The 17,169-nt window shown below is 38.6% G+C and carries 15 protein-coding genes; 6 read left to right on the forward strand and 9 right to left on the reverse strand.

Annotated features, from left to right (window positions below; all coding sequences use genetic code 11):
• Window positions 1-182: 182 nt before the first annotated feature.
• The 5 genes from HC176_RS14570 to HC176_RS14590 form a co-directional block, all read right to left on the reverse strand.
• Window positions 183-725 (reverse strand): hypothetical protein, encoded by a 543-nt coding sequence (locus HC176_RS14570; protein ID WP_167919545.1) that lies wholly within the window; start codon window positions 723-725, stop codon window positions 183-185.
• Complete coding sequence (locus HC176_RS14575) at window positions 712-1,770, reverse strand: cytochrome-c peroxidase (RefSeq protein WP_167919547.1); 1,059 nt, start codon at window positions 1,768-1,770, stop codon at window positions 712-714. The genes HC176_RS14570 and HC176_RS14575 overlap by 14 nt, the downstream gene beginning before the upstream one ends.
• A gap of 60 nt (window positions 1,771-1,830) precedes the next feature.
• Entirely contained in the window at window positions 1,831-2,610 is a 780-nt protein-coding gene (locus tag HC176_RS14580) for an MbnP family protein (protein WP_167919549.1), read from the reverse strand.
• Window positions 2,611-2,761: 151 nt separating this feature from the next.
• Complete coding sequence (locus HC176_RS14585) at window positions 2,762-3,121, reverse strand: hypothetical protein (protein WP_209309726.1); 360 nt, start codon at window positions 3,119-3,121, stop codon at window positions 2,762-2,764.
• Window positions 3,122-3,229: 108 nt separating this feature from the next.
• Window positions 3,230-3,427 carry a hypothetical protein gene (locus HC176_RS14590; RefSeq protein ID WP_167919553.1) on the reverse strand — a complete coding sequence of 66 codons (198 nt, stop codon included), beginning with the start codon at window positions 3,425-3,427 and terminating at the stop codon, window positions 3,230-3,232.
• A 412-nt stretch (window positions 3,428-3,839) separates the two neighbouring features.
• On the opposite strand from HC176_RS14590, the gene HC176_RS14595 reads away from it, so the two are divergent.
• Window positions 3,840-7,304, forward strand: coding sequence for a proprotein convertase P-domain-containing protein (locus HC176_RS14595; protein ID WP_167919555.1), 3,465 nt, complete (start codon window positions 3,840-3,842; stop codon window positions 7,302-7,304).
• A gap of 70 nt (window positions 7,305-7,374) precedes the next feature.
• Here HC176_RS14595 and HC176_RS14600 read toward each other — a convergent pair whose 3' ends face one another.
• Both HC176_RS14600 and HC176_RS14605 read right to left on the reverse strand, forming a co-directional pair.
• Window positions 7,375-8,175, reverse strand: a complete 801-nt coding sequence (locus tag HC176_RS14600; RefSeq protein ID WP_167919557.1) for a TIGR00266 family protein — start codon at window positions 8,173-8,175, stop codon at window positions 7,375-7,377.
• Between the two features lie 225 nt (window positions 8,176-8,400).
• Window positions 8,401-8,853, reverse strand: a complete 453-nt coding sequence (locus HC176_RS14605; RefSeq protein ID WP_167919559.1) for a DUF4442 domain-containing protein — start codon at window positions 8,851-8,853, stop codon at window positions 8,401-8,403.
• Between the two features lie 159 nt (window positions 8,854-9,012).
• Between HC176_RS14605 and HC176_RS14610 the strand changes: the two genes are divergently transcribed.
• The 5 genes from HC176_RS14610 to HC176_RS14630 all read left to right on the forward strand — a co-directional run bounded on the left by HC176_RS14610 (window position 9,013) and on the right by HC176_RS14630 (window position 13,610).
• Window positions 9,013-9,459, forward strand: a complete 447-nt coding sequence (locus HC176_RS14610; RefSeq protein WP_167919561.1) for a DUF4870 domain-containing protein — start codon at window positions 9,013-9,015, stop codon at window positions 9,457-9,459.
• A 255-nt stretch (window positions 9,460-9,714) separates the two neighbouring features.
• Complete coding sequence (locus tag HC176_RS14615; protein ID WP_167919563.1) at window positions 9,715-10,056, forward strand: PadR family transcriptional regulator; 342 nt, start codon at window positions 9,715-9,717, stop codon at window positions 10,054-10,056.
• The gene (locus tag HC176_RS14620; protein WP_167919565.1) at window positions 10,053-11,843 is read left to right on the forward strand and encodes a PspC domain-containing protein; all 1,791 of its coding nucleotides are present in this window, start codon (window positions 10,053-10,055) and stop codon (window positions 11,841-11,843) included. Before HC176_RS14615 ends, HC176_RS14620 begins: the two co-directional genes overlap by 4 nt.
• Window positions 11,844-11,951: 108 nt before the next feature.
• The gene (locus HC176_RS14625) at window positions 11,952-12,680 is read left to right on the forward strand and encodes a head GIN domain-containing protein (protein WP_167919567.1); all 729 of its coding nucleotides are present in this window, start codon (window positions 11,952-11,954) and stop codon (window positions 12,678-12,680) included.
• Between the two features lie 105 nt (window positions 12,681-12,785).
• Window positions 12,786-13,610 carry a GIN domain-containing protein gene (locus HC176_RS14630; protein WP_167919569.1) on the forward strand — a complete coding sequence of 275 codons (825 nt, stop codon included), beginning with the start codon at window positions 12,786-12,788 and terminating at the stop codon, window positions 13,608-13,610.
• 10 nt (window positions 13,611-13,620) lie between these two features.
• Here the strand turns inward: HC176_RS14630 and HC176_RS14635 are convergent, their stop codons facing one another.
• Both HC176_RS14635 and HC176_RS14640 read right to left on the reverse strand, forming a co-directional pair.
• The gene (locus HC176_RS14635; RefSeq protein ID WP_167919571.1) at window positions 13,621-16,296 is read right to left on the reverse strand and encodes an AsmA family protein; all 2,676 of its coding nucleotides are present in this window, start codon (window positions 16,294-16,296) and stop codon (window positions 13,621-13,623) included.
• A gap of 107 nt (window positions 16,297-16,403) precedes the next feature.
• Complete coding sequence (locus HC176_RS14640) at window positions 16,404-17,108, reverse strand: queuosine precursor transporter (RefSeq protein WP_167919573.1); 705 nt, start codon at window positions 17,106-17,108, stop codon at window positions 16,404-16,406.
• Between the last annotated feature and the right edge of the window lie 61 nt (window positions 17,109-17,169).

Below are 17,169 nucleotides of genomic sequence, written 5' to 3' on the forward strand. Positions count from 1 at the left end.
GTAGCTTAAGCGAACCGCCTGTTCCTTTAATTCGGGGCTGTAATATCGTTTTTTCATGTTTCTAAGATATTTGTTTTGTAACAAACGGTCTTAAATTTTATGTCCGAGTAAAGGTAGCAACTCCAAATTAAAGAATTTGAATTAGATATGTATAACCTTGAACTAGCGGCATAGTCATTCAACTAATTGTCCAGTTTTTTGTTGCAAGTCCACTTGGCGCCCACGCCTATTTGCAAACGGTGACCAGAAGGTTTACGTTCGGTTGAAAATACTACTTCGTCTTTCTTTTGTTTTTTGTAAAAAGTGATTTGATACCAGCCCACCACATTCATATCACCCAAACCATTGATGTGCTCGGTACGGTCTTCAAATTTTCGGTGTAAATCTTGATACGGCACAATGCTACTTAAATAAAAATTCTTTGCTACGGGCACGCGCGCCCAAAGTTGATAAGTATTGAAACTTTCTTCGCTGGATGGCGAGTTATTGAAAATCCCGTCCTTCGATTTAAAATTTTGATAGATATAGCGCAGGCCCACAAAATTGGAGTTTTTCAATGAGCCAAAACCAAAACTGCCGCTACTGGTTGAGCAGCCACACAAATCGCATTCGGGTTCAAAACTGTAATGCGCATGTGTGTCGCAACAATTTGAAGCATGGATTTTTATTGATAAAAAAGTTAGCAATAAAGCCAGCACTAAATATTTCATTCTAAAATTCTGCAAAACGTTCATCGTTTAAAAATTCGTGATCAGTCAATGTTTTCAAAAAAGCAATAATGGCTTCTTTATCGTGTTCAGAAAGGTCGATGCCCAAACGGCCATCTTTTTTTCTTAAAATGGGGTCGATTTCACCACCATTTTCAGCCATGCCGAAAGCGTAAAAATCGAGTACGGCTTCCAAAGTTCCAAAACGCCCATCGTGCATGTAGGGAAACGAGTATTCAATATTTCGTAAACTGGGCACCCTAAATTTGTAAAAATCGGATACATAGCCAAAAACGCGTTGTCTGCCTTGTTCCTCATCTTTAAACTTAGGATTGAAGGGAATGCCGTTATTTCTATAAGTTTGATCGGAAAACAAATCGGTGGCATGGCACGAGGCACATTTTTCGTTAAAAATGGCTCGGCCTTCAGCTTCCAATTCGGTGAACTCTACGCCGTCCTCTCCTCGAACCACTTTATCGTATTTAGAGTTTGAGGACACCATCATCACCATAAATTGTGACAAGGCTTTGAGCATGCGCTCGGAATTGATTTCTGGTGTTCCGAAAGCCCGATTGAACATGTCTGGATATTCAGGTAAATTTTGAAGTTTTTCTAATACCGACGGGATGGTTTCGTTCATTTCCACCTCCGCAGTAATGGGAATAATGGGCTGCAGGTCTAGGTGAATAGCGGCACCGTCCCAAGTAAACTCACTAAAATACGCCAAATTCTGGATGGGTTGTGTGTTTCTAAACCCTTCCAAACCGTTTTCGCCATGGCTAATGGTATGCCCGTGGTGCGTAAAGGCCGAAGCTTGTTCGTGGCAAAACCCACAGGAAATAACACCACTAGACGACAAATTACCTTCGTAAAACAACTTTTTTCCGAGTTCGAAACCCGCATCGGTAGGCGGGTTGGCCTCCATATTGTATTTTATTTCTGGGAAGTTAGCTGGCTGTTCCACGCTAAGCGCTACTGGAGCAGGAACATATTCATCTGCGTTATCCGATGAACACGACCACAACAACACCAAACACACCAAAGTTAATAATGGCTTTTCCATACCTTAAATGCAACCTTAAAGTTTAGCCTGAAACCGACTAAACTTTAAGGTTATTTTTTATTAATTATGTATGTGGTGTACGGTAAACATGCCACTGGCATTGGTAGCAATTTGCGGCGATTTAACTGCATCGACATGAATTTGCGAAGCATCATCCAACATAAATTGGGTTGTTCCGTTAAGAATATGGTCTAGATCAACCACCACATGCACAATGGGACTTAAATCGGTTCTTACACGCGCTATTGTTGGAAAAGTTAAACTCACTTCCTTATAATTATCTACCGACGAACCGTGCGAGCCCATATGGAATGCAAAAGCAGTTTCGGCGGTAGTATTTTCAGAAGTGTAAACGCCTTCATAAACCAAAAACTTATAGCCTGCCTGCCAACTCCACATCATTCCGGCCTCTTGCGCTTGGGTTAAAAAATCGCCCTGCCCTTCGGCTCCCTCTAAATATTTTTCTTGGTCTACACCTATACCATAAGTAATCTTGGTATAGTTTCCAGCAGGAACACCAGATAAATCAATCATTTGTGAACTTTCCGAAGATTCGTCAACAATAAAATACGATTCGTTTTTCGGCACGGTATAAACATGGCCGTTCTCATCTTCCAACTTTATATTGCTAACAATGTATTTTACTGCTGAAATTTTGATTTTTTCGGTATCGACGGCGTTATAAGTCGAAGCATTTAAAAGTAAATCGGAACCAGCGTAGGCGTTATCGAATTCAACAATTAGGTTTCCTTCGCCAGAAATAGCTTCGTCGTCATTTGAAGAACAGGATACAATAGATAGAGCAAGCATGGCTATCCATGCATATTTATTAAGTTTCATTTATTTGTAAAATTTAAAAATAGTACTACTTTTTATGGCAAGTAAGCATAGCCTAGTATCTTCCAAACCCGCCTTGGGCGCATTTAGTCGACACCATTACATACATAAGAGCAGCACCAAACAAGTAATGCCAGTTCTTAAACTCTAAATTTTAAACTTTACTATTGGGTGGTTTTTCTAATGACATTTCATGAAGAAATGCATAAGCGTTTGAGTAGTAATCTATTTTTGTTTTAAGGGGCTGCGCCTGAAACTGTGCTATAAAAGTATAGTCCTGTAACGCATTGAACACCGGATAAAAACATTCCAAAACCAAGGCTGTACTGTTGGCATCGTCTTCGCCCGATGTGCTCGCATCAATTTGTAGTTGTTTGGCTAGGTGACACTTTCCGTTACACTGCAATTCTGGTTTATCGACGTTTACACAATACGTTTCTATAATATAGTCGATATTCAATTCATAATAGCCCATTTGCCCCAAATAGTACATGGGTCGTGCCGAAAGCACCAAAATAAATAATATGGCTATATATTTTTTCAGAATATGTTTTTTTGCAAATATATAGCAAGTGGCAGTATTACAATAAAAAAAGCGGCTAAAAAGCCGCTTTTTTTTATCTTATGTTTTCAAGTAAATTAAACATTGGTTTAATTCTGGGTTTTGCCGCACTATAGAATGAATAAACTCTTTTAGTTCTTCAATCTCATAAGGTAGTAATCGTTGTACTGCCTTTTGCACTTCTCTGCAAAACAACGTTGCATCAAAACTCACCTTATTAAGAATGGTTTTGGTATACTCAAGCATTGCTCTTGCCATATTTTTAGGGTTTTAAGTTTAAGGTTTGTATTTAAGTAGATTTTTAAAATAAGCTCTTATTTTTTTAAGCATCTAAATTTAGTAAAAAAAATAAACTTATTGAGAATCAATTTAAATTTAAAGCAAAATTAACGTTTTAGCCCTTTTAGGTTAACTTCTGCTTTAGGCAAAAAAACATAAGACATTACTAACCAACACAATACACCTATTGCTTATTTTTAAAAAAATTGTTTACATTTACTTCACATTACAGTCTCTCAAAACAACACCTGTAAATTGCTATTATATTATGATATCCCATTACTTTTTTTGACACCTATGTGACATATTCTGTTAAGTGCGTGTCTATACCACTAAACATTTTTTTTGTTTTTAAAAATATTTTAATACAACCCTCATTGTTTTTCTCACTATGAATGTTTTTAAATTATTTTCATTATTTGTCGTATTTATAATTTTCCCCAATGTTTTTTTTGCCCAAAACATCTGCTCAAGTTATTCTGTAACTCCAGGAACAACCATTTCAAGCATTGGTTCAGGAGCGCAATACAACACCGTAATTAATGTCTCGGACTCTTTTTCTATATCTGACGTTAATGTCACTATTGATATTTCCCACACATGGAATGACGATTTAGACATTTACTTAATATCTCCTTCTGGCACTAATATCGAATTATCAACAGACAATGGTGGTAGCAGAGATGACTACAACAATGTTACCTTTGATGATAATTCGCCTAACACCTTACCAAATGGAAACTCCGATCTTTCAGGGTTTTATAGGCCAGAAGAAGCTTTATCTGCCCTTAACGGAGAAGACTCCAATGGCAATTGGACCTTAAGGGTTATTGACGATGCTAGTGGCGACGGTGGCACCATTAACAGTATAACCTTAAACCTATGCCAAGCAATAACTCCTGTTGCGGGTTATTTGGGTCCGGGAGGTGTGGGGCACAACGATGGGTCTTCTGGCCTCATAATCTGGTACAGACCGGACAACGGCATTTCAACCACCGGAACTTTAGTAGATAGTTGGGCAAACTCGGCTGGAATTTCAGATTTCGATATTAGTGAATCCGGCACACAGCGCCCCACATTGGTAACTAATACCATAAACGGCTATGACGAAGTGAGCTTTAATGGCAGTAACCGATTGAGAACTGGGCTTACCCTTACTACTTCCAACTTTATTACCAACCAAGCCTCGTCGTTTATTGTTACAAGAGCCGATAACACCACACAACAATCATCTGTTTACACCACCGACCCTTTAGTTGGAAGCACACGGTTTTCCTGCCATATCCCTTGGAGCGGAACGGTTTATTACGATATTGGAACCTGTTGCAGTAATGACGCCAGAATACAGGTTGGTGGGTTGAGTAATTTAACCTCCTACTCCATTTGGACCTATGATGCCCACCCCACAACAGGCAAACAACTATACCGTAACCAAGTTTTACTACAAAACATAGGTAATACTTCTACGTATAGTTCGCACGCTTCACAACGCTTCAATTTAGGAGGTAACACCTCTGGAACAAATGGATTTTCTGGCGATGTAACCGAGCTGGTTATTTTTAAAACGAAAATTAATACTGCCCAACGCATCATTATAAACAATTACTTATCGGCCAAGTATAACACAGCATTAACTTCAGAAGACTATTACAATGAAGATAACTCTGGAAGCGGTGATTTTGACCACCATGTGGCCGGTATTGGTCAAGCCACAGACGGCAGCAACCATACCGATTCGCAAGGTACTGGTATTGTTAGAATGAGCAACCCTTCTGACTTGGACGATGACGAATATTTATTTTGGGGAGAAGAAACTTTAAACCCAACTTACAGCTTTTCAACAAACTTAAATAATTACACTGAGCAGTTAAACTCCAGGTGGCGCGTTAGCCGACGGGGCAACATTGGGTCTGTTACCGTGTCTTTTAACATTAGCAACATCGACCTATCGGGCTATAACAACTGTTCACCTTTACAATTAGTAATAGACAGCAACGCTGATTTTTCATCACCCAGCGCGGTTTACGATTTAAATATTTCAGGGTTTACCGCCACGGCAACAGGAGTTAATTTCAATAATAACAATTATTTCACTTTACGTTATACCGATCAAATTGTATGGGATGGCACTGGTTTCAATAATGGATCAGGTGTAGGGGATGCTCCAAACGATACCGATTCATGCTTAAAATTAACTATAAAAAGCGGAGCGAGTGCCTACCTTATCAATAACGCCCATGTTAGGGAAGTTGAAATTGAAAACGGGGCCTCATTAATTGTTGAAGATGGTATTCTGTTAGAAACCGAAAACGCAATAACGATTAATACAAACGGAATTATTGACTTAATTGGGGAAGCCCAACTCATACAAAACCACACTGGAACAAGCACTAACTTGGGTGACGGCTTTTTAGTTAAAAGGCAGCAAGGCACCACCAACTTTTACAATTATAACTATTGGAGTGCTCCAGTAAACAGAAATGGATATTGGCAAATAGGTTATTTAGAAGACGGTAGTGGCGTTGTGAATTTCACCAACTCGGCAAATGCCAACCCTTCAACATCGCCTATTACACTTAGTAACCGATGGCTTTATAGCTATAACGGTACGGCCGGAAATTATTATCAATGGAACCAACTATCAACAAATACCAATATTCTACCTGGCACCGGTTTTACAATGAAAGGGTCTGGAGCAGCAACATCAACGCAAGAATACCTATTTAAAGGAATGCCAAATAGCGGAGATTATGCATACAGTATTGGTGCAAACACCGAATTTTTAACCGGTAACCCCTACCCATCTGCCATTGATGCCTATCAATTTATATTAGACAATCTTTTGGTCCTTGATGGCGGGTTACATTTTTGGGAATCGTTTACCACAAATAACAGCCACTACCTAAAAGATTACCAAGGTGGCTATTCAACCCTTACCTTATTGCTCTCTTTACCTGCAACTGCAGACGCATCTGGTTTAACCAGCGGAAATGGCACTGCCTCCAAACCAGCACCAACCAGATACATACCGCCTGCACAAGGGTTCTTTATAAAAACTTTTTTGGGCGGCACATTAGAGTTCAACAATGCTCAACGCAGTTTTGAACGCGAATCGTTAAATGAAACTGTTTTTTACAGGCAACAAAACAAGAAAAGCAACAAAGAAAAAAAGTCTGACCAAAGACCAAAAATTTGGTTTGCTCTCGAAACCCCTAATCAACTCATCAAAACCATTGGATTAGGTTACGATGAACGAACCACTTACGGCTACGATCAAGGTTTTGAAGCCAAACTATATGATGATTTTAAAGACATTATATTTTGGGTACTCGAAGACAAAGAAAAATTAACTGTTCAAGGTTTACCTGCATTAAACGTTAACGACACCCTGCCTTTAGGCATAAACGTTTCCACCCCGGGCACGTACAAACTTTCAATTTCAAACATGGAAAACATTCCAGAAACCCTGCCTATTCTCTTGGTTGATTATGCAGAAAACACCTTCTACAATCTAAGGGAAGGAGAAGTGTCACTGGATCTCAACAAAGGTAACCTGCTAGAGCGCTTTGCCATTGTTTTTAAGACTGAAAATTTACTCGGTTTAAACGAAATGAAAACTTCAAATAACTTTGTAGTTTACAACCCCACTTCAAAAACACTTGAACTTCATTTTTCTGAAGCACTTCACACTATTGAAGCGTTTAAAATTTATAATGCTATAGGGCAGGAAGTGTTAAATATCTCAAGCCCTGAAAGTCATTCCGTTGATATTTCCATGTTTGAGGACGGTGTGTATTTCCTTAAAGTAATCTCTAAAAACGAAATTACACAATCTTTAAAATTTGTTAAGCATTAAAACAACAAAGCCAAAAGTTAAAGGTATCCCCTAACTTTTGGCTTTTTGTATATTAGCTCTATGTGAAAGTTTAAAATCTATTATCACCATCCAGTAAATCGCCTAGACCGCCCAAGATACTGCCCTCGCCTTTATCTTTTCCTCCTCCCCTAGGAGCAGAGGCTAAAACGCGACCTGCCAACCTACTAAACGGTAGCGATTGTATATAAACCGTACCGGGCCCTCGAAGCTTAGCAAAAAATAGTCCTTCGCCGCCGAAAATGGTATTTTTTATGCCGCCAACAAACTCAATATCATAATCAACCGACTGGTCGAAACCAATAATGCACCCGGTATCAACACGCAAGGTTTCACCTGCTTTTAGTTCTTTCATGGCCATGGTACCGCCGGCGTGCACAAAGGCCATGCCGTCGCCTTCCAGTTTCTGCATAATAAAGCCCTCGCCACCAAATAATCCACGACCTAGACGTTTTGAAAACTCTATACCCACGCTCACGCCTTTTGCCGCACAAAGAAATGCATCTTTTTGGCAGATAAACTTACCGCCGAATCGGGTTAAATCGATGGGGATAATTTTTCCGGGATAAGGCGATGCAAACGATACTTTATGTTTTCCGGGCAGTGTACTATAAAAGGCCGTCATAAATAGGCTTTCGCCTGTTAAAATCCGTTTTCCGGCACCTAGTATTTTTCCTAAAAAACCCGTGTCTTTTTGAGAGCCATCGCCAAAAATGGTTTCCATTTTAATACCGTCGTCCATCATCATAAAACTGCCCGCTTCGGCAATTACACCTTCTTGCGGGTCGAGTTCAATTTCTACGTACTGCATTTCTTCGCCGTAAATTCTATAGTCTATTTCGTGTGCTGTCATTTTTAATTGATGTTTATGTGTTTAACTTCTTATTAGTTGAATAGTTATTGGTTTTGTTACATTGCTTTTCAAATTCCAAAAATATTAGAGCTGGCGTCTTGCTGTTCCGATAGCTGTCGGAATTTTTTCTGCATTGTCATATAATTGTTCCCCCATTCTCTGAAACCCTGAAACAAGTTCAGGGTGACGAACAGATTATTGAACACTGCAACTGCAAACCGCCTACTACTTCGCCTTGATACTCCATTCGAAGTTAAAGGTTGACACCTCAACACCATCTTCATTCACCCCAACCGAAGTCATCCAAAAGGTTTGGCCCTCTTTAGTTGCAATGGCATTTTTTAAGGCATCATCGATTAGTTTCCCGTCATTGCAAGTAAAAGTGATTCTTCCCGTGGCCTTTTTGGTAAAAACGGCTTTGTTTGAGGTAACCAACATGGACACTTTTTTACCCGACTCCTGAATTTTAGCCAATACCAAAGCACCTGTAGCCAGTTCTGCCGCCATGCCTTGCACCGCCCAAAACATCGATTTAAATGGATTCTGGTTGATCCACCTATGCTTTACGGTTACCACACATTTTTCGCTATCAATATGTTTGGCCCTAATGCCGCACAAATAGGCCGATGGCAGTTTAAACATATTGAAAGTATTTATTTTTCTAGGCGTTAGCAGCATATTTTGGGTTTTAAATTTTCACTAATTTATGAAATTATCCTAAAGCTTCAATTGTTAATTTTATGTTAATTTTAAGTACTATGCCTAACAAAGTACCTGTTTTTAGACATATATTTGCATAAGAAACTATTATATGTTTTAACATCAATCAAAAAAATCATGTTGGACAATCACCAAAAAAACATCGCCACTTTTATTCATTTATCGACTTTTGCCCGGTTTTTTATTCCGTTTGGAAATTTTGTTGGCCCCATCGTACTGTGGGTAATTAATAAAGATAAATCGGAATTTATCGATGCCAACGGCAAGCAGGCCATCAATTTTCAGTTGAGTATTTTATTATATGCCTTAATATTGGGCGCGATTACCGTTCCATTTTTTCTCTTTAAAATATTTAGCGGTTTCGATTTTATAGATTTTAACGGATTTAACAATTTCCACATCAGTATCGGTAAGCCCTCGCCCCTTTTATATTTGGGCGGATTTTTAGGGGCATTAGCCATTATCGCTTTTATAATTGAATTGGTACTTATTGTTAAAGCCAGTTTGAAAGCCCGCGATGGCGAAGTGTTTAAATACCCGTTGACCATAACATTTTTAAAGTAGAAGTATGAATAAAGTTGTGCATTGCGTTAGGGATTGAAGCGTCATCCTTTTAAAACACAAATATTACAAAAGGTTGTGTTTGAGTTTGCATTTTACATATTGCCTCGTCCTTCGTCCTCGCAATGACGTTTTAAAAGATATAGCGGAAAGCCCGACCCGTAGGGTAACGCCAAAAGAGTAAAAATTTCATCAAAAATAATCATCAATAATCAATCAAAAAATGAACAGTTTCATCAAATTAAAATGCTTTAGAACATGAAGATAGAAAACACAAAAGCACAAATGCGAAAAGGCGTTTTGGAATTCTGCATATTATCGGTCCTCAAAGACGAAGATGCTTATGTTGCAGAAATTCTGGATACGCTTAAAGACGCCAAGCTGCTGGTGGTTGAAGGCACCATTTACCCGTTACTGACGCGGTTAAAAAACGCCGGACTTTTAAACTACAGATGGGAAGAGAGCACCTCTGGCCCACCAAGAAAATATTACGGACTTACGGAAACGGGCAAACTTTTTCTGAACGAACTGGATACCACTTGGAACGAATTACGTAACGCAGTAAACATTGTAACTAGCCAAAAAAACACAAAAAAATGAATAAAACAGTCAACATAAATTTAGCAGGTATATTTTTTCATATTGATGAGGACGCGTACCTAAAACTACAGCGCTATCTGGAGGCTATAAAACGTTCATTTACCGACTCGCAAGGTCGTGCTGAAATTATAGCCGACATAGAAGCCCGTATTGCCGAGCTTTTTAACGAGCGTGTACAAAACGACAAACAGGTGATTCGCATTAAGGAAGTGGACGAGGTGATCTCCATCATGGGGCAACCGGAAGACTATTTGGTGGACGACGAGATTTTCGAAGACGAACCCCAGGCCACATACAAGCGCCGAAGCCAACCTTCAAAAAAACTGTTTCGTGATACCGACAACTCGTATATTGGCGGCGTATCGTCTGGTTTAGCGCACTATTTTGGTATTGACGCCATTTGGATCCGTTTGGCTTGGGTACTGCTTATTTTTGGTGCCGGAACCGGCATACTGCTTTACATCTTGCTTTGGATTTTAGTCCCCGAAGCGAATACCACAGCCGAAAAACTGATGATGACCGGCGAGCCGGTTAACATAAGTAACATTGAAAAAAAAATTAAAGACGGGTTTGATTCCGTAACCGAAACGGTGAGCGATGTGGCAAAAAACGTATCGGATTCAGTTAGCAATGCCGCTAAAAAAGTAGATGTAAAAAAAGGGGCTAATTCCATAAAGTCGTCCAGCCGTTCGTTTTTCGACACTTTGGCCGATGTAATCATGTTTTTTCTAAAAGTGTTTGCCAAACTGGTGGGTGTATTTTTAATTTTTGTTGGTGCCATGGCTTTAATCGCCTTGGTTATCGCACTCTTTTCGCTGGGTGCTGCCGATATTATCCCAGGGATGGATATGCTCGACATTTTTAATGCCGGAAACACCCCCATTTGGTTGGTATCCTTAATGGTCTTTTTTACGGTGGGCATTCCTTTCTTTTTCCTGTTTTACTTGGGATTAAAAATTCTAATCAACAATCTGAAATCCATTGGAAATATTGCCAAGTTTACTTTGCTAGGGCTATGGCTAATATCCATTATCGGTTTAATTATTGTGGGCATAAAACAGGCGAGTGAACATGCCTTTGAAGAACGTTTTATTGAAAAAACAGAATTGCCCATTACGGCCACAGATACTTTAAGCATAAAAATGGTTGGCCATGATAATTTCAATGCCCGTAACTTTTACCGACACAGCGATTTTAAATTGGCTTATGATGAAAATGGCGAGAAAGTGATATTCTCTTCAAACATCGATATTATTGTTAAATCTACCACAGATTCTGTGGCCCGAGTGGCCATTGAAAAGCGTGCTGATGGTAGAGATTACGATAAAGCCATCGAGCGGGCCAAAAACATAAATTATCATTTTGAACTGGATAACAACACACTGCTTTTAGATTCGTATTTAACCACCGAACCAAAAAACAAATACAGCGAACAAAAAGTTGACGTGATACTGTATTTGCCAGAAAACACCGTGGTTTACTTCAACAACAGCACCAAATCATTTTTATATTACAAAAAATACAATGGTAACATCATATCGAAAGCGCACACTAACCACTACGTAAAAATTCTCGATGAAGATAGCGAGTGTTTGGATTGCCCAGAGGAAGCAGATGAAAGTATTGAAATCAACATCAAAACGCCCAAAGTAAAAATTAATGACGAGGGTATTGAAATAAATTCGGAAGACACCCATGTAAAAATCGACAAGGATAGCATAAAGGCCGAATCGGAAGAGGTGAAGTTAAACATCAATTCGGATGGTGTTAATCTGGAATCGGAATAACAATTCATCATCAAAAAATAACAACTCAGATATTTAAGTTACTCATCAAAACTATTTTAAAGGATATTTGAACATCAAACAAAAAAATCAATCAAAAAACGAACAGTTATGACCACATTAATCAAAATTATCGTCACATTCATTTTAAGCCTCGTGCTTTTTTCATGTAATTTCGATATGTCCTTTAACCCGGGCATTAAAGGCAACGGACAGGTGATTACCACCGACAGACCTATTACCGAAGGTTTTTCAACCATTAAAGCTACTGAAGGACTCAACGTTATTTTAACACAAAGCAATACCGAAAGCATTAGCGTTGAAGCCGACGAAAATCTTCAGGAACTCATTTTGACCGAAGTTGAAAATGGTGTTTTAAAAATCCACACCAAATCGCAAATTGGTAAAGCAACAGCAAAGAACATTCGGGTGAGCTTTTCTGAAATTTCGGAAATCATTTCTACCAGTGGTAGCGACCTAAGTTCAACGAACACCATTACCGCGGAGCAGTTGAATTTAAAATCGACCAGCGGAAGCGACATGAGCTTGGATGTGGAAACCGCCGTTTTAACCTGTAAATCGACCAGTGGTAGCGACATGCGCCTATCGGGAAAAACCACCAAACTAGTTGCCGAAGCTACCAGCGGTAGCGATATACAAGCGGCTGATTTAATGGCCGAATCGAGCGAAATAAAAGCTACCAGTGGTGCCGATATTACCGTAAACACTTCAAAAGAACTTACGGCGAAAGCCACAAGTGGTGGCGACATAAAATATTACGGCAACCCCGAAAAAGTGGATAAAAACCATAGTGCTTCGGGGAATATTAAACGCAAATAAAAACTGTACCAACCCTCAAAAACTCCATAACATTCATTGTTTTTGGAGTTTTTTATTTTAAGTGACTATTTTTATATCGTGGGTCTAATAAAAAAACGAACATCGATGCGAATAAATCTACTTTGTCTCTTCATTTTTTTCAGTGTTTTCGCTGTTGAAGCGCAGGAAAAAATAAAGGGAAACAAAAATGTTACCATAGCAAAAACCGAGGTCGGCACTTTTCATACTATTGATTTGGATGAAGATTTTGAGGTGGAGATTATTTTTGACCAAATACCTTCGGTTGAAATTGAAACCGACGAAAATTTACATCAGCACATTGAATTTAATGTAATTGATAGCGTATTGACATTCAATAAAAAAGCACGCCTCAGAGAAAAAACGTTACGTATAAAAGTGGCTTACAACGGTTATTTGAAACACATTAAAACCACGGATGATGCCGAAATTTTATCGTTGACCACTTTAAATTTAATTGATGCAAATGTTACAGCTAAAGGTTCATCTAAAGTAGGCCTTACTATAAAAACAGAAAAATTTAACCTTGAAGCTGATGACCGAGCAAAGTTAAAATTGAACCTAACCAGCGAAAACAGTAACATGCTTTTAAGTGGTAACAGCAAACTGGAGGCTCTTGTAAATACGGTTAATTTTTCGGGGACTTTGTACCAACGGGCCAATGCCGAAATTGAAGGTTCGTGCAATGTCGCTCAGTTGGAACAAGACAACTATTCTAAATTTGATGGCAAAAACTTTACCATCAATTCCTGTAGCATCATTTGTAATATTGGTAGTGATGCCTATCTCGAAGTTATGGACAGCATTAATATTGAAGCCAGCGGAACCAGCGCCATTTACCTTTACGAAAATCCTAAAATTGTCATTGATAAAATGACGGATACTTCAAAATTGCAAAAAAGGGTTAAATAAGCTCAAGTGCTTACTTAACCGTATCCTTCGCTTTTTTATTTCCAAACAAACCACTCAAAGCATCCTTTATATTTTTTGAAGTTGAATTGGTTTGTGTGGAGTCTTTCGTTTCAGAAGTACCACCCTTTACTATACCTTTTAAAACATCTTTTACGGTATTATTTTGCTCCTCTTTTATAGAGTCGGTTTTAGTTTTGTTCGAGCCAATTACACCGCCTATTAAATCTTTCACTTTGTCTTTTCCTTGGTTGAGCAATTTTTGTTTTTCAATTTCTATAAGCTGTTGGGTAAGGTTTTTTACGCCACTGGTTAAATCGGTTTTCACCGTAGGGTTGGTTAAACTTCCGGTTATATTTGCCGCTACAGGAATGCTCATATTATTCACTTCGGCGTCATTAATTTTTCCGACAAGCCTATTCACCTCACTGCCCAGATATTTTGCAGGCACGTTGAATACGGCGTTGTAATCTACAGATTTATCGAATCCGTGCGAGCCGGAAACCGTAATGCCAATATCTTTATATTTCAAATCGAAAGGTTGCACGCTTACTTTTCCGTTGGCAAACGACAATTTGGTTTTTAAATCTTTTAAATCAATTTGACTAAAGTCAATAAAATTTAAAGCCCCATCCAACTTACTTAATAATTGGCTTTGTTCGGTATTAACTTTGGTGGTAAGCAACTCGGCCAAAGCATTGCCCGAAACACTACTTAAATCGAGCGAAAGCTCTTTGTTTAAGTTACCTGATAGCTTCAGTTCGGTATTTAGTTTACCTTGTAATAAATGAGCTATGGGCGCTAAGTTTTGTAACAACTCTAAATCTTTAAACGACTGTGCTATATCAAAATATTTGGCCCCTAAATTCAAGTTAAAGATGGGTGTTTCGCCTTTGGTTGACACATCGCCCGAAACAGAAAGCGCTCCGTTAAAAATATTGGAGGTTAAATTTTCTAATGTGGCTTGTTGGTCTTTGATGTAAAGTTGACCAGACACATTTTTCAAATTCAAATTATCGTAAACCACGGTATTGGCTTTTGCGTTGACTACACACTCTAAAAAGGCAGGGATTTTCAATGGTTCCGCATTACCCGTGGTCTCGGCAGCTGATGTTGTTTCGGAGCCTTCGGCCATAAAGTCGTTCACTTTAAAAAGGTTCGATGTTAAATTAAAATTCCCTTTTAAGGTGTTATCGCTCAACAGAAAGCCCAACAGATTTTTAATGTTTCCTGTGGCACTAATGTCGCTTTCGCCAGTTTTGGCCTTAAAATTGCTCAACGTTACCGTACCGGGGCTGAAGCTTACATTGGCCTGATTTATATGGAAAGGATGCACCATGTCTTCCGAAGAAAACACAAAATCAGTAAGGCTCACTTCACCGTTATTTTTTATGCGCTCGTATGCATTGGTTTCGATGGCATTCATATCGAAAGACGTATTCAACTTTCCTCTTAAAATTCCGGTCAATTGATTTTCTAATTCAATGGGATATACTTTAGTAAGGTTTGTCAAATTGATAACCCCGTCCAATTGGGCATTTACCAACATATTTTTGGTAAGGTTTTTTATGGTGGCCGAAGATTTAAAAACGTCGTTATCAATTTTAAAATTCAAGGTTTGAATATCAACATAAGTATCATCGGCAATTCCGGTGGTGTTTTTAATGCTGGTATTGATGACGATATTTTCAACCTTTTTGGGTAACTCGGGATATTTAAAAGAAGCTTTATTCGAAGTAATCGTAATATCTAAATTCGGAATGGTTTCGTCGGTTACCATCCCCTGAATGGCTCCGACTATTTTAAAATCGCCCGTAGTCTCCACATTCTCAATGTTTTTGGAATAGGTTTTCGGAATAACGGCCAAGAAATTCTTAAAGTCCGATTCAGGGTTTTTAAAGGTAATGTCTATCTTCTGTCCGTCTTCCAGCACCTGCACATAGCCTTGAAATTCCAGCGGCAAATCGTTAATAAAGCCTTTATTTTCTTTAAACGTGTATTTACTATTGTTTAAATCTAAATCGATTAAAGCATCCAATTTTACGGGGTTACTGTTTAGGTAATTAGTGCTGTCCATAGTGAAACTCACATGGGCCTCACTTTTGGTATCCAACTCTGAAGTTTCGGCTGAAAACGTACCGTGCCCACTATGGTACAGTTCGGTAACATCAATCTGCATTTTAGAAGCTTCATCAATGTACGTAAAAGCACTTTGGTTTATGGCATAATCCTCAACATCAAAAGCAAAACTGCTGTTACTTTCCGCATTCGAAGCATTCTCGTTTTCTTTAACGATATCGTAATTCACATTGCCAAATTTGTCGGTTTTTAAGGTAAGAAGCGCTTCGTCTATAGTAATAGATTTAACCACTATGGGGCCATCGCTCGGTTTTTTAAACAGTTCCTTAACCGACATGGTGAAGGCAATATTTTTTGCCGTGGCCAATGTTTCGTTCTTAAACGGCTCGAAATTAGTAATGGTTAAATCTGAAACCCCTACGTGGGCTTGTGGAAAACTACGCAAAAAGCTTAAACTCAAATCGCTGAATTCCACCTGCGCATTTAGGTTTTGATTAACCAATTGCTTTACCATATCCTTGATTTTCCCTTGGAAGGCAAAAGGCACCACCAATAGCAAGGTGATTATTATCAAAAAAGTGATTCCTATTATTTTTAAAGCTTTTTTCATTGGGGAAATATTTATAGAAATATACGTTGTAAATAGATTCTACGACGAAGTAAATAAAAAGTTTAATAAATATTTAACCTAACCGCTAAATATATTAATGCATACCATTAAAGCAGGTCGATTTCTTCGCCGATTTTGAGCTTAAATCGCTTTTTAAAGAGGTACACCCCCAAATACAATAACGGGGTGTCGCAGGCCGCTACAATCACTTTAAACAAAAAGCCACTTACCAGCAAACCTTTAAAATTTTCCCATTCAATAATACCGAAGGAACACAACAAAAATACAATGGTAAAGGTATCGACAAACTGCGAAAACCATGTTGAAAAATTATTACGTAGCCACAAATGTTTTCCTTTGGTAAGGCGTTTCCAAAAATGATAAATCTGAATATCTATAAACTGGGCAAATAAGTAGGTAAGCATACTGGCAAATACGGCTATGGCCGAATTACCAAACACCTTTGAAAACAAACCATCATTAACGTACGACCACGATGTGGCGGGAACCACACTGGCCACATAAATAATAAGCAACGAAAACAGAGAGGCAAAAATACCGGTTACCACCACATCGTTGGCCCGTTTTTTTCCGTAAATCTCACTGATTAAATCGGTAATTAAAAACGTGATGGGGTAAGGCAAAACACCCACCGAAATTTCGAATAACTTACTCCCGAAAATTTCAACATCAAAAGGATACCAATAAAAGAATTTTTGAAAAATAAGATTGGAGACCACCAACGAAGTTATAAATAATGCCCCTAAAAGAATGTAAGTGCGCTGGGCGGCCAATTTGTCTTTTATCGTCATGTATATCGCATTTATTTGCTCTTATCGAGCTCAATATACCGTAATTTATTAAAACCCTAAA

The organism is Tamlana crocina, assembly GCF_012037625.1.

Bases quoted from the DNA above. Each gene is read 5' to 3' on its own strand.
- HC176_RS14575 (WP_167919547.1), bottom strand. From the start codon at position 1,770: ATGGAAAAGCCATTATTAACTTTGGTGTGTTTGGTGTTGTTGTGGTCG.
- HC176_RS14580 (WP_167919549.1), bottom strand. From the start codon at position 2,610: ATGAAACTTAATAAATATGCATGGATAGCCATGCTTGCTCTATCTATT.
- HC176_RS14590 (WP_167919553.1), bottom strand. From the start codon at position 3,427: ATGGCAAGAGCAATGCTTGAGTATACCAAAACCATTCTTAATAAGGTG.
- HC176_RS14595 (WP_167919555.1), top strand. From the start codon at position 3,840: ATGAATGTTTTTAAATTATTTTCATTATTTGTCGTATTTATAATTTTC.
- HC176_RS14600 (WP_167919557.1), bottom strand. From the start codon at position 8,175: ATGACAGCACACGAAATAGACTATAGAATTTACGGCGAAGAAATGCAG.
- HC176_RS14605 (WP_167919559.1), bottom strand. From the start codon at position 8,853: ATGCTGCTAACGCCTAGAAAAATAAATACTTTCAATATGTTTAAACTG.
- HC176_RS14610 (WP_167919561.1), top strand. From the start codon at position 9,013: ATGTTGGACAATCACCAAAAAAACATCGCCACTTTTATTCATTTATCG.
- HC176_RS14615 (WP_167919563.1), top strand. From the start codon at position 9,715: ATGAAGATAGAAAACACAAAAGCACAAATGCGAAAAGGCGTTTTGGAA.
- HC176_RS14620 (WP_167919565.1), top strand. From the start codon at position 10,053: ATGAATAAAACAGTCAACATAAATTTAGCAGGTATATTTTTTCATATT.
- HC176_RS14625 (WP_167919567.1), top strand. From the start codon at position 11,952: ATGACCACATTAATCAAAATTATCGTCACATTCATTTTAAGCCTCGTG.
- HC176_RS14630 (WP_167919569.1), top strand. From the start codon at position 12,786: ATGCGAATAAATCTACTTTGTCTCTTCATTTTTTTCAGTGTTTTCGCT.
- HC176_RS14635 (WP_167919571.1), bottom strand. From the start codon at position 16,296: ATGAAAAAAGCTTTAAAAATAATAGGAATCACTTTTTTGATAATAATC.
- HC176_RS14640 (WP_167919573.1), bottom strand. From the start codon at position 17,108: ATGACGATAAAAGACAAATTGGCCGCCCAGCGCACTTACATTCTTTTA.